The sequence below is a fragment of the Nocardioides sp. ChNu-99 genome, from assembly GCF_029493445.1.
Taxonomy (GTDB): domain Bacteria; phylum Actinomycetota; class Actinomycetes; order Propionibacteriales; family Nocardioidaceae; genus Nocardioides.
The window spans coordinates 92778-106104 of record NZ_JAHWBL010000004.1; the positions used below are offsets into that span (position 1 = coordinate 92778).

General features: G+C 73.0%; 9 protein-coding genes. 5 read left to right on the forward strand and 4 right to left on the reverse strand.

Annotated features, from left to right (window positions below):
• Positions 1-35 precede the first annotated feature (35 nt).
• The 4 genes from KK617_RS02910 (at position 36) to KK617_RS02925 (ending at position 7968) form a co-directional block, all read left to right on the forward strand.
• Positions 36-1682 carry an alkaline phosphatase D family protein gene (locus KK617_RS02910; RefSeq protein ID WP_277497977.1) on the forward strand — a complete coding sequence of 549 codons (1647 nt, stop codon included), beginning with the start codon at positions 36-38 and terminating at the stop codon, positions 1680-1682.
• Positions 1683-1724: 42 nt separating this feature from the next.
• Positions 1725-3233: a GTPase HflX gene (hflX, locus tag KK617_RS02915; RefSeq protein ID WP_277497978.1), complete on the forward strand. Its 1509-nt coding sequence runs from the start codon at positions 1725-1727 to the stop codon at positions 3231-3233.
• A 220-nt stretch (positions 3234-3453) separates the two neighbouring features.
• Positions 3454-5775 carry a protein translocase subunit SecD gene (secD, locus tag KK617_RS02920; RefSeq protein ID WP_277497980.1) on the forward strand — a complete coding sequence of 774 codons (2322 nt, stop codon included), beginning with the start codon at positions 3454-3456 and terminating at the stop codon, positions 5773-5775.
• A 237-nt stretch (positions 5776-6012) separates the two neighbouring features.
• Positions 6013-7968: an ATP-dependent DNA helicase gene (locus KK617_RS02925; protein WP_277498024.1), complete on the forward strand. Its 1956-nt coding sequence runs from the start codon at positions 6013-6015 to the stop codon at positions 7966-7968.
• Positions 7969-8019: 51 nt separating this feature from the next.
• On the opposite strand, the gene KK617_RS02930 is transcribed toward KK617_RS02925, so the two are convergent.
• The 4 genes from KK617_RS02930 to lexA form a co-directional block, all read right to left on the reverse strand.
• A complete protein-coding gene (locus KK617_RS02930; protein WP_277497982.1) occupies positions 8020-9354 on the reverse strand; it encodes an alkaline phosphatase family protein in 1335 nt (444 codons plus the stop codon).
• 1 nt (position 9355) lies between these two features.
• Positions 9356-11089, reverse strand: coding sequence for an alkaline phosphatase D family protein (locus tag KK617_RS02935; protein ID WP_277497984.1), 1734 nt, complete (start codon positions 11087-11089; stop codon positions 9356-9358).
• A 140-nt stretch (positions 11090-11229) separates the two neighbouring features.
• Complete coding sequence (locus KK617_RS02940) at positions 11230-11658, reverse strand: hypothetical protein (RefSeq protein WP_277497986.1); 429 nt, start codon at positions 11656-11658, stop codon at positions 11230-11232.
• A gap of 109 nt (positions 11659-11767) precedes the next feature.
• Positions 11768-12523 (reverse strand): transcriptional repressor LexA, encoded by a 756-nt coding sequence (lexA, locus tag KK617_RS02945; protein WP_277497988.1) that lies wholly within the window; start codon positions 12521-12523, stop codon positions 11768-11770.
• Between the two features lie 370 nt (positions 12524-12893).
• On the opposite strand from lexA, the gene KK617_RS02950 reads away from it, so the two are divergent.
• Positions 12894-13274 (forward strand): LysM peptidoglycan-binding domain-containing protein, encoded by a 381-nt coding sequence (locus KK617_RS02950; RefSeq protein ID WP_277497990.1) that lies wholly within the window; start codon positions 12894-12896, stop codon positions 13272-13274.
• The last annotated feature ends 53 nt before the right edge of the window (positions 13275-13327 follow it).

Below are 13327 nucleotides of genomic sequence, written 5' to 3' on the forward strand. Positions count from 1 at the left end.
CCCGCGGTTCACCCGCGCTCGGTCGAGTGCGGTGCGTGCCGACTTCGCGAGGTCTCGGGCAGGCGGTCGTGCGACGGCGGGGGCTGCTGGCCCTCGGCGGCGGCGTGGCGGGTGGGGTGATGCTGGGCCCACCCTTCGACGCGTTGCGCGACCCCGCGGTGGCGGCGCGCGCCACCGACCGGCCGGTGCCGCACACGACGGCCAACCTGGTGCGCACCCGCGACGGCATCACCCACGCGCAGACCGGTGACGTCACGCCGACCTCGGGGGTGCTGTGGGCCCGCGGGGAGGGCCCGGGGCAGCTGACGGTGCGCCTGTCGAGCGGCAGCCGGGTGATCGGCACCCGCGTGGGGCAGGTCGCGACCGCCGCTACCGACCTGACGGCGCGGATGTCGCTCGACGGGCTCGAGCCGGGCCGGGAGTACGCCGCCGACCTCTGGTTCACCGACGCCGCCGGGGTGGCGGGCGAGACCCGCCGCGTCACCTTCGCGACGCCGTCGACCACCCCGGCCCGCACCACGTTCGCGTGGTCGGGGGACACCTGCGGGCAGGGTTACGGCATCAACCCCGACGCGGGCGGGCTCGTGGGGTACGGCGCGGTGGCCGACCTGCGGCCCGACGTCTTCGTGCACTGCGGCGACAACATCTACGCCGACGAGCCCATCACCGACACCGTCGTCGAGCCCGACGGCACGGTCTGGCGCAACGTCGTGACCGACCAGGTGGCGCGCCCCGCGCAGACCCTGGAGGAGTACCGCGGGCGCTACCGCTACGTGCTCCTCGACGAGCACGTGCGCCGCCTGCACGCGTCGGTGCCGGTGGTCTCGCAGTGGGACGACCACGAGACGACGAACAACTGGTACCCCGGCGAGGTGCTCACCGACGAGACCACCACGCACCCCTACACCGACGAGCGGCGCGTCGACGTGCTCGCGCGGTGGGGCCGCCAGGCCTGGCAGGAGTACATGCCGATCGGCGAGGCCCACCTGCTCGGCCGCGGGGCGACGGGGTTCGCCGACCGGGGGATCTACCGCAAGGTCGCGCGAGGCGCCCACCTGGACCTCTTCTGCCTGGACCAGCGCTCGTACCGCTCCACCAACGACGAGGCCGACGGCGAGCGCCCCGCCGCCCTGCTCGGGGAGGAGCAGACCGACTGGCTCATCCGGGAGGTCACGGCCTCGCGGGCGACGTGGAAGGTCATCTCCGCCGACCAGCCCCTCGCACTGGGGCCCCGCAAGCCGGTCGACTTCGACGGCTACGGCAACGCCGACGGCGCCGCCCCGCGCGGTCGCGAGCACGAGCTGGCACGCATCCTGTCGGCCTTCCGCGCCGCCGGCGTGCGCAACGTCGTCTGGATCACCGCCGACGTCCACTTCGCCGCCGCCCACCGCTTCCGCCCGGACCGCGCGGCCTTCACCGACTTCGACCCCTTCTGGGAGTTCGTCGCCGGCCCGATCGCGTGCAGCTCGTTCGGCGTCAAGGAGCCCGACACCACCTTCGGCGCCCAGCAGGTCTTCGCGACCGGCTCGTCGGCGCCGAGCCGACGGGCGCCGACGCCGGATCAGACCTTCATCGGGTACGGCGAGATCGCCGCCGACGGCCTCCTGCGGGTCTCGTTGCGCGACGCGCTGGGTACCGAGCTGTATGCCGTCGACCTGGAGCCCGAGCCGTCCGGGGGATAACGGATCGCCAGGTGCGGCACCGCGGCCTACTCTGGAGGACGTATGAGCAACGCACCTGACTTCTCCCTCGCCGCCGAGCTGGCGGCCACTGACGACTGGGACGACGACGACTTCGTCTCGGGGTACGCCGACGAGCCCGACGACCCCGACGTCGTCGACGCCGACGGCCCCGACCCCGAGGACCTCACGACCGGCGACCTGGACCTGGTGGAGCGCCACCAGCTCCGCCGCGTCGCCGGCCTGCGCACCGAGCTCGAGGACATCACCGAGGTCGAGTACCGGCAGCTGCGCCTCGAGCGCGTCGTGCTCGTCGGGGTGTGGACGGGCGGCACGGTGACCGACGCCGAGAACTCGATGGCCGAGCTCGCGCTGCTGGCCGAGACCGCCGGCTCCGAGGTGCTCGACGCGATGTACCAGCGGCGCCAGTCGCCCGACCCCGCGACGTACGTCGGACGCGGCAAGGTCGACGGGCTGCGGGAGATCGTGCAGGCCACGGGCGCCGACACCGTGATCTGCGACGGTGAGCTGGCGCCCAGCCAGCTGCGCAACCTGGAGGACCGGCTCAAGGTCAAGGTCGTCGACCGCACCGCGCTGATCCTCGACATCTTCGCCCAGCACGCGAAGAGCCGGGAGGGCCAGGCGCAGGTCGAGCTGGCCCAGCTGAGCTACATGAAGCAGCGCCTGCGCGGCTGGGGCGGCAACCTGTCGCGCCAGGCCGGTGGCCGGGTCGCCGGCGGCGCGGGCATCGGTGGTCGCGGCCCCGGTGAGACCAAGATCGAGACCGACCGCCGCCGCATCAACACCCGCATCGCGAAGCTGCGTCGCCAGCTGGCGCAGATGAAGGGCACGCGGGAGACGATGCGCTCCGAGCGCCACCGCAACCAGGTGCCGAGCGTCGCGATCGCGGGCTACACGAACGCCGGCAAGTCGTCGCTGCTCAACCGGCTGACGGGCGCCGGGGTGCTCGTCGAGGACGCGCTCTTCGCGACGCTCGACCCCACCACGCGACGCACCACGACCTCCGACGGGCGGGTCTACACGATGTCCGACACGGTCGGTTTCGTGCGCCACCTGCCCCACCAGCTCGTCGAGGCCTTCCGCTCCACCCTGGAGGAGGTGGCCGACTCCGACCTCGTGCTCCACGTCGTCGACGGTTCCCACCCCGACCCCGAGGGCCAGATCGCCGCGGTCCGCGAGGTGTTCGCCGAGATCGGCGCCGACAAGGTGCCCGAGCTGGTGGTCGTCAACAAGGCGGACGCCGCCGACCCGCTCGTCATCGCGCGGCTGCAGCAGCGCGAGCCGCACGTGGTCGTCGTCAGCGCCCGCACGGGCGAGGGCATCGAGGAGGCCCTGCGGGTCATCGAGGGCGAGCTGCCGCACCCGGCGGAGCCGTTCGACGTGCTCGTGCCCTACTCCCGCGGCGACCTCGTCAACCGCATCCACCAGCAGGGCGAGATCGACCACCTCGAGCACACGGGCGAGGGCACCCGGGTGAGCGGCCGGGCGAACGCGGCCCTCGCGGGCGACCTGGCGCCGTACGCGGTGGGCTGACCCCGGCTGAGCCCGACTGACCCCGGCTGACCCCGACGACCTGACGACCTCGGGCCGCCCGACGGCGGCCGTGCACGATCCGACGCGCCCCGGGCCCGGCCCGGGGCGCGTGGTCGTCGTCGTGGTCGTGGTCGAGGAGCGTCGATGCCTCGCGGACGTCCGGTGTCTGTACCCTTTCCCGCGTTTGCGTTCTTCTCGCCCACGACAGAGCAGGTAGTGCATGTCTCGCGGAATCCTCGTCCGGCTGCTGTTCGTCGTCGCCCTGCTGGCCGCCTGCGCGGCCGCGGCGTGGAGCATCCAGCCCCGCCTCGGCATCGACCTCGAGGGCGGCAGCCAGATCACGCTGACGGTGCTGTCGGAGGAGGAGGGCGAGGAGCCCACCGCCGAGCAGGTCGACCAGGTGGTCGAGGTGCTGCGCCAGCGCGTGGACGGCATCGGCGTCAGTGAGTCGACCATCGTGCGGTCGGGCTCCGACCGCATCATCGTCGAGCTGCCGGGCGTGCAGGACCCGGACGACGCCCTCGATGTGGTGGGCCGCACGGCGCAACTCGAGGTGCGTCCCGTGGTCGACCAGTCGACCATCGACCCGACGGTGCTGGGCACGATCGTGGAGTGCTCCGAGGCCGAGGACGACGCGCAGTGCCAGGCCGCGGACGACCAGTCCGGCGCCCCCATCGTCATGGGCCCGGTGGCGCTCAAGGGTGACCAGATCACCGGTGCCGCCGCCGAGCAGCCGCAGAACTCCACCGGCTGGGCCGTCACCGTCGACTTCTCCGGCTCGGGCTCCGACGCGTTCGGCGAGCTCAGCAAGACCGCCGCGTGCGCCACCGGCGACGCCGGCCGCATCGCGATCCTGCTCGACGACGAGGTCATCTCGTCCCCGCAGGTGACCGTGGCCTGCGGTGCTTCCATCACGGGCTCCACGCAGATCACCGGCAACTTCAACCAGTCGCAGGCCAGCGACCTCGCCGTCCTCATCGAGGGCGGCTCGCTGCCGCTGCGCATCGCCTCGGAGGACGACGGCGCCGACATCGCGCCCGACGTCCGCACCATCGGCCCCACGCTCGGTGACTCGGCGATCGAGGCGTCCGCCGAGGCCGGCGTCATCGGCCTGCTGCTGACCGGCCTGTTCATCGTCTTCGTCTACCGCTTCGTCGGCTTCCTCGCCACGGTCGCGCTCGCGACGTACGCCCTCATCTCCTACGCGATGCTCGTCATCGTCGGGGCGACCCTGACGCTGCCCGGCCTCGCCGGCTTCGTGCTCGCCATCGGTCTCGCGATCGACGCGAACGTCCTCGTGTTCGAACGAGCGCGGGAGGAGTACGCCGCCAACCGGGCCTCCGGCCTGCGCCGGGCCCTGCAGGTCGGGTTCAACAAGGCGTTCTCCGCCATCCTCGACTCCAACGTCACGACGCTGCTCGCGGCGGTCCTGCTGTTCTTCCTCGCCTCCGGCCCTGTCCAGGGCTTCGGTGTCACCCTCATCATCGGCACCGTGGCGTCGATGATCTCGGCGCTCGTCGTCGCCCGGGTGTTCACCACCGCCGGTGTGCAGCCGCGCTGGGTCAACCGCAAGCCGAAGATCACCGGTCTCGCCAACGTGGGCCGCGTGCGCACGTGGTTGGAGCGCAAGCGCCCGAAGCTGGTGCAGCGCCGCAACGTGTTCCTCGGCATCTCCGGTGCCGCGGTCGTCCTGGCCGTCGCCGGCATCGCCACCCAGGGGCTCAACCTGGGCCTGGAGTTCACCGGCGGCCGCAACGTCGTCTACGCCACCGAGTCCCCGATCGAGCCGGACCGGGCCCGCGACGTCATCGCCGACGCCGGCTTCCCGGAGGCGACCGTGCAGAGCGCCGACGCCGGCGACATCTCCGTGCGCACGGGCCGGATCTCCGACGAGGAGGAGCAGCAGATCCGCGACGCCCTCGACGCGGAGGTCGGGGTCACCGACGTCGTCACGGACGACAACCTCGGTGCCGCCCTCGGTGGGGAGCTGCTGCGCAACGCGATCATCGCGTTCGTCCTGGCGCTCGCCGCCCAGATGATCTACCTGGCGTTCCGGTTCAAGTGGACGTTCGGCGCCTCCGCGGTGCTCGCCATGGCGCACGACGTGGTGATCGTGGTCGGTGTGTTCGCCTGGCTCGGCAAGCCCATCGACGGTGTCTTCCTCGCCGCGGCCCTGACGATCATCGGTCTGTCCGTCAACGACACCGTCGTGGTCTTCGACCGCGTCCGCGAGAAGTGGTGGGGGTCGAAGGACGACGACGAGTTCATCGACGTCGCCAACGACGCCGTCGTGGAGACCCTGCCCCGCACGGTCAACACCGGTCTCGGCGCCATGTTCATCCTCGCCGCGCTCACCATCCTCGGTGGCGACTCGCTGCAGGACTTCGCGCTCGCGCTGCTCATCGGTCTCGTGGTCGGCACGCTGTCGACGATCACGCTGGCGACGCCGCTGCTGACCTACCTCAACCCCTTCTCGCCGTTCGGCCGGGAGAAGAAGGAGAAGGTCGTGCGCGACCCGACCGACTCCGGCGCGGTGGTCTGACCCGCGTCACCAGCACGACCCACCGACGGGCCCGCCGCACCACGCGGCGGGCCCGTCGGCGTTCCCAGCCGTCCCCGCAACCGTCGCGGGGGCTGTGGAGGCGCCGTACGACGGGAGCCGCCGCGCGGCTAGGGTTCTCCAGTGCCCGAGGAGACCCCGACCCCCGACCGCGTGCGGGAGGTGCTGGCGACGGCGGTCTCCGGGCTGGGCGGTGCGGAGCGCGAGGGCCAGGTGCGGATGGCCGAGGCCGTCGCCGCCGCGCTGCGCGACGAGCAGCACCTGCTCGTCCAGGCCGGCACGGGCACCGGCAAGTCGCTGGCCTACCTCGTGCCGTCGATGCTCCACGGCGAGCGGGTCGTCATCGCCACCGCGACGCTGGCGCTGCAGCACCAGCTCGTCGAGCGCGACCTGCCGCGCCTCGTCGGCGCGGTGAAGGGAGAGGCGGGGGTCGACACGTCGTACGCGGTGCTCAAGGGCCGGTCGAACTACGCGTGCCTGCACCGCATCCGCGAGGGCGTGCCCGACGACCAGGGCGTGCTCGTCGACGTGCCCGAGGGCTCCATGGGCGCCGAGGTGCTGGCGCTGCGCGCGTGGGCGGAGGAGCAGGCCGAGTCGGGCGGCCCCGGCGACAAGGACCACGCGCCGCGCCACAACGACCGGCTGTGGCGCCAGGTGAGCGTGAGCGCGCGCGAGTGCCTGGGCGCGGCCCGCTGTCCGTACGGCGAGGAGTGCTTCGCCGAGCGGGCGAAGGAGAAGGCGGCCACCTCCCAGCTCGTCGTCACCAACCACTCCCTCCTCGCGATCGACGCCATCGAAGGCATCCCGATGATCCCGGAGTACGACGCGGTGGTCGTCGACGAGGCCCACGAGCTGGTCGCGCGCGTGACCCAGGCGGCCACCGACGAGCTGACCGCCGGCGAGGTCGACCGCGCGGCACGCCGGGCCCGGCGCCACGTCGAGGAGTCGGACTCCCTCGGCAACCCCGCCGACGACCTCGCCGACGCCGCCGAGGCCCTGCGGGCCGCGATGGGCGAGACCGAGGGCGGACGCCTCGACACGCTCGGCGAGGAGCTCTCCGACGCCCTCGTGCTGGTGCGCGACGCCGCCCGCGAGTGCGTCTCCGCGTTCGCGAAGGAACGCGGCAAGGACAAGGACGGGGAGGGCGACGCGGGCAAGGCCCAGGCCAAGGCCGGGGTGCAGGAGGTCTTCACGACCGCCGAGCGGTTGGTGGCCAACAGCGACCACGACGTCGTGTGGCTCTCGAAGCCGTACGCGCCGGGCCGCGACCGCGTGCCCGACCGGCTCTGCGTGGCGCCCCTGCAGGTGTGGGGCCAGATGCGTGACCGCCTGCTGTCGGAGTCGACGGTCGTGCTGACGAGCGCGACACTGATGCTGGGCGGCGACTTCGACGCGGTGGCCTCGACGATGGGCCTCAAGCCCTCCGAGCGCGTCGCCGAGGGCGCCGAGCCGCAGCGGCGCCGTACTCCCGGGGAGAGCGGGCAGGGCCCCACCGTGCTGCCGTGGCGGGGTCTCGACGTCGGCTCGCCGTTCGACTACGGCAAGCAGGGGATCCTGTACGTCGCGCGCCACCTGCCCACCCCCGGCCGCGACGGGCTCGGCCCGGCGCAGCTCGACGAGATCGTGCGGCTCGTCGACGCCGCGGAGGGCCGCACCCTCGGGCTGTTCTCCTCGCGGCGGGCCGCCGAGGCGGCGGCCGAGGCGGTGCGCGAGCGGCTGCCCCACCTCACGACCCTGGCGCAGGGCGACGCGCAGCTGTCGGAGCTGACGCGCCAGTTCGTCGACGACCCGCACACGAACCTGTTCGGCACCCTCGGGCTGTGGCAGGGCCTCGACGTGCCGGGGGACACCTGCCAGCTGGTCATCATCGACCGCATCCCGTTCCCGCGCCCCGACGACCCGCTGATGTCGGCGCGCCAGAAGGCCGCCGATGCCGCGGGCGGCAACGGCTTCATGCAGGTCGCGGCCACCCACGCCGCGCTGCTGCTCGCCCAGGGCGCGGGTCGTCTCATCCGCACCACGGAGGACCGCGGCGTCGTCGCGGTCCTCGACCCGCGGTTGTCGACCGCGCGCTACGGCCGCTTCCTCGAGGCGAGCCTGCCCTCGATGTGGCGCACGAGCGACCCGGCGGTGGTGGCGAAGGCGCTCGCGCGCCTCGCCTCGGTCACCGCCTGAGCCGCACGAGCCGCACGAGCCGCCTGAGCCGCCCGGGCCGCCCGGGCGACCTCACCAGCGCAGCAGCGACTTCCCGTCCCAGGCGGTGCGCCCGGTCATCGCCGGCAGGCCGAGGAACTTCGCGACCGTCGGGGTGACGTCGACGGTGTAGGCCGGCTCCGACGACGAGCCGCGCCGGATCGCCGGGTGCCCGCCGCTGAGGAAGAACGGGATGGGCCCGGTCGCCGGGTGCCCGTGGTTGCCGGGGATCGGGTTGCTGACGACACTCGGGTCCGAGAAGCGCCACCCCGCCTGGCAGTAGACGATGACGTCGCCCGCGTTCGGCCCGAGGCGCAGCGACGGCGTCCGTACCCGGTCGTGGGCCGAGAGCACGCCGGGCTGGGCCGCGGCGACCTGCAGCATCCGGCGTACGCCGGCCTCGCGGCCCGACGCCGGGCCGGTCCAGTAGAGGAGGTCCGCGCCGCCGTTCTGCGCGATGGCGACCTTGCCGCGCAGGAGCGGGTCGGCCTCGAGGGGCCGCGTCAGCGAGATGACCTTGTGGGGCAGCGACCAGTCCATCGAGTGGTCGGCGAGCACGACGAGCATCGACTTCTCCCAGCGGCCGGTGGCCTTGAGCATGTCGACGAAGCGCTTCACCTGCTGGTCGGTCGCGACGAGCGCGGTGCGGCGCAGCACCTCGAGCGAGAGCCCGCCGGTGAGGTCGGTGTGCCCGACGCGGTCGACGTCGCCGAGGTTGACGAAGACCAGGTGGGGGTCGAACTGCTCGACGATCGACAGCGCCGCGTCCATCGTGAAGGCGTCGGGCGCGTGCCCGCTGATGGGCACGATGGGCCGCGGCTCCCAGCGGAAGGTCGCCTGGCGCCCGAAGATGCCGTAGAGGTACTCCTTGCTCAGCACCGTCCCGGCGGTGAGGCCGTGCTTGCGGGCCCACCACAGCAGCGTGGGGGCGACGAGGTCGCCGGGCCGGTCGAGGGTCCGCTCCTCACCGATCGTGCGGTCGAAGATCGAGTTGGCCGGCACGCCGCTGCGGTCGGGGCGCACGCCGGTCATCATCATCACGTGGTTCGGGATGGTCTCGAGGATCGGCATCGACCGCCCGCGCGGGAAGTTGAACCCGCCGTCGCGCAGCGCGCGGAGGTTCGGCATGAAGCCGGAGTCGATCTCGTCGGGGCGGCAGCCGTCCACGACGAGCACGTAGGCCCGGTTCCAGCTCTTCGGCGCGGCCTGCGCGGGGGCGCCCGCAGCGGCGGAGAAGAGCAGGCTCGCGCCGCCCGCACCGGCGACCTTGAGGAAGGTACGACGCTGCGCCGCCGGGCGCTGCTGCTCGCGTTCGGGATCACCGTCGAGGAACGGCGAGGGCCCGGAGGAACGGTGGTCGTGGCCCATGTCAGTTTCCTCCCACGGGCCCGGCGGCCCGGCTCAGCTTGTTGGTGCCGGCGAGCGTCTGGAACGACGCCGCCCAGGTGGAGCCGGCGTTCCGCTGGTCGCGGGGGCCGGTGGTGTACCAGTCCATCTGCGCCCGGGCGGGCGTCACGTCGAGCACGGAGTAGCCGTGGCTGTCGAAGTCCAGGTAGCGCACGTGGCGGTTCGCCGTCCTGATGACCGTCTCGACGGCGAGGCTCGCCGTGCGCGGCGGGGCCCCGAGGATGTCCTTGAGGTTGTTCGACGTGACCGAGCTGGCGACGAACTCGACGCCGGCCGAGCGGCCCAGCGGGTAGGTGGCGACGTCGTACGGCAGGTCGGCGGCCCACCCCGAGTGGATGTCGCCGGTGACGAAGACGGTGTCGCGGATGCCCTGGTCGCGGATGTGGGTGAACAGCTCGCGCCGGTCGTCGGTGTAGCCGTCCCACTGGTCGACGTTGTAGGGCGCGCCGTCGCGCGGCAGCAGGCCGGTGACGTCGTTGACCGGGTCGATGAGGTCGGTCGGCAGCTGGGCGAAGGTGACGGGCGCGATCATCACGGGGTTGCCGACCAGCTTCCACTGCACCGCGGTGCTGGCCACCGCCTTCTTGAGCCACGCGAGCTGCTCGCGGCCGGTGATGGTGCGGGCGGGGTCGCTCACGGCCGGGTCGACGACCGGGTAGGCGACCTGCTGGTCGCGGTAGGTGCGCAGGTCGAGCATGCTCAGCTCGGCGAGGGTGCCGAACCGCAGGCTGCGGAACAGGCGGGTCCCGTCACCCAGCGCGGCGGTCGAGCCGAGCCGCACGGGCATCCACTCGTCGTACGCGCGGTGGGCGCGCGAGCGGCGCGTGGCCCAGTCGCCCTCGCCCGGCTGGTGGTTCTCGGCGCCGTCGCGCCAGGCGTCGTTGGTCGACTCGTGGTCGTCCCAGGTGACGACGAACGGGTACTTCGAGTGCAGCCACTGGAGGTCGGGGTCCTCCTTGTACTGCCCGTGGCGCTGCCGGTAGTCGGCGAGGGAGACCATCTCGCGGGCGGGCACGTGGCGGCGCACGTCGACGTCGTCCTGCCCCATGCCGTACTGCCCGGGTGCGTACTCGTAGAGGTAGTCGCCGAGGTGGAGGATCGCGTCGAGGTCGTTGCGGGCCGCGAGGTGGCGGTAGGCGTGGAAGTAGCCCGCCTGCAGGTTGGCGCAGGAGACGACGCCCATCCGCAGGCGTGCGGGCGCGCTCGTGTAGGCCGGCGCCGTCTTGGTGCGCCCCACCGGGCTGGCCACGCCGCGGTGGAGGAAGCGGTAGTAGTACCACCGGCCCGGCTGCATGCCCCACGCGTCGACCTTGACCGTGTGGTCGGCGGCGGCGTCGGTGCGCACGGTGCCGCGGGTGACGAGCTGGCGGAAGCGGGTGTCGGTCGCGACCTGGTACTCCACCGTCACCGCCGGCCCGCGGCCCGAGCCGGGGGTGGCGTCGGGGGTGGGGGTCACACGGGTCCACAGGACGACGCGGTTGGCGAGCGGGTCGCCGGAGGCGACGCCGTGGCGGAAGTACGGCGACGCGCCGGCCAGCGCGGCGCGGGCCTCGTCGTCGTCGAAGGGGCTGACGACGAGCGCTGCGGCGCCGACGAGGGCGCCGCCGGCGAGCACGGTACGGCGGGGCACGGACGGGAGGGCGAGCTGCTGCTCGACTCCAGCGTCGGTGCGGGTGGGGGATGAGGCCTCGGTCACACCTCATTGAACGACGAAAAACGGGCCAGGTCCCGCGAACGGTGATGTGAGCACCGTCCGGACGGCGGGAGTTCACCCGGAGGTCGACTGGGTGGGTGGGGCGGCGGGTGCGGGCGGCGGGTGCGGACGGCGGGTGCGGGTCAGAAGAAGGAGAGCACGTAGCTGCCGAGCAGCGCGACGATCACGAGGAGCGCCACGATGCGGGCCCAGGTGGGGATGGTGCTGGTGTGGTCGTCGGTCGCGGGCTGCGACGCCGGCACGTCGCGCAGCTCCGGCGGGTCGTCGAGGTCGCCGTCGTACGTCGCGCGGCCGAGCCCCGAGGGATGGTGACGCCGGGCCTCGAGTTCGCCGGAGCAGCGGTCGAACCAGGCGTCGACGGCGCGTGCGTCGTACACCTGCGAGCGGTGGACGAGGGCGAACGGCCGGGTGTCGAGGGGGCCGGGGTGGAAGCCGGTGCGGCGGCCGCGCTGCACGTCGTCGAGCAGCGTCGCGACGTGCCGGTCGACCGCGGCGATGTCGTAGCCGTCGGCGGCCTCCAGCACGGGGAAGCGGGGCGCGTCAGCCGACATGGCACCTCCTCGGAGCGGGTCCCCGCAAGGGTACGGCGCACCCCGCCCGACCGGGGCATCGACCGCGGGTGGGACGGCCGGTGCCCGGGCGGGCGCGGGTGCAGGTGGCTCAGAGGCGGCGCAGGACCGCGGTGACCTTGCCGAGGATGGTGGCGTGGGTGCCGTCGATCGGGTCGTACGCCGGGTTGTGCGGCAGCAGCCAGACCTGGCCGTTCTTGCGCTGGAAGGTCTTCACGGTGGCCTCGCCGTCGATCATGGCCGCGACGATCTCGCCGTTCTCGGCGTTGGGCTGCTGGCGAACCACGACGTAGTCGCCGTCGCAGATCGCGGCGTCGACCATCGAGTCGCCGGAGACCTCGAGCAGGTAGAGGGTGCCGTCGCCGACGAGCTGCTGCGGAAGGGGGAAGACCTCCTCCACGCGCTGCTCGGCCAGGATCGGGCCGCCGGCGGCGATGCGCCCGACGACCGGCACGTACGTCGCGGCCGGCTGGGCGTCGCCGATGCCGGTCTCGTCGAGGACGGCGTCGAGGTCGGGGTCGGTGACGGAGGAGACGGCGGCGCGCTCGGGGGAGCCGGGGGTGACGACCTGGATGGCCCGCGGCCGGTTCGGGTCGCGGCGCAGGTAGCCCTTCTCCTCCAACGCCTTGAGCTGGTGGGCGACCGAGGAGGAGCTGGTGAGGCCGACCTGCTCGCCGATCTCGCGCATGCTCGGCGGGTAGCCCTGGTCGTCGAGCGCCTGCGTGATGACGGCGAGCACCTTGGCCTGGCGGGGGGTCAGGCGGGCCTGGCCGGCGGCGGGCTCGGGAAGGGCGGACAGGTCCTCGACCGTGGCGCCCGTCTCGTCGCTCTTGCTGCTGCTGGCCATCTCCGCCTTCTTCCCGCGCCGGGGCGCGCTCCGTCTGCCTGTTCGGTGGACCGGTTCCGTCGTGCGCCCGGGCCACCGTGCCGCTGCGTCGGGCATCGGGCCGGGCCCGGTCGACGCAGGTCACGCTAGTCGTTCGTGACCTCCGGCATCAAACATCTGTTCGAACCGGCGTGTCGGTCGGCGTGCGGGGAGGCTCGAAGAAATGTTCGACTGCACCCTTGATTGGTTCGAACACCTGCTCTACTGTCGAGCACGTGTTCGATCGAACGGATGATCGACAGTGGGTCTGGAGCGGTTGCGGATCAGAACTGTCGGTGGCCGTCGGTAGACATCAGCTCGTCCGACCCGACTCCTTCCCCTGGAGGTCATCATGAGCAGCACGTACGCCGTTCCCGCCGTCCGCACCCGTCGTCCGGCCGCGCCGCGCTCCGTCGCCGCGCAGTCCGCTCGTCGCAGCACCGTGCGGCTCACCCACCGGGGTCGTGTGGTCGTCGTCGCGCTCGCGCTCCTGGTGATGCTCGCGCTCGGCGTCGTGCTGGGCTCCGTCTCGTCCGCTACCGACGAGCCCGGCCCGACCGGCACGACCGAGACGGTGCGCGTCGGCGCTGGCGACACGCTGTGGGCCATCGCGTCGGAGCGGGCCGCCGACGGCGAGAGCGTCCAGAGCGTCATCGACGAGATCCGCTCCCTCAACGCGATGTCGAGCGGCTCGCTGCAGGCTGGTCAGCTGCTGGTGGTGCCCACCAGCTGACCCCGGCCGCCCCGCGCCCGGCATCCCGTCGGCGCGCGCTCGGGCGGCCACAG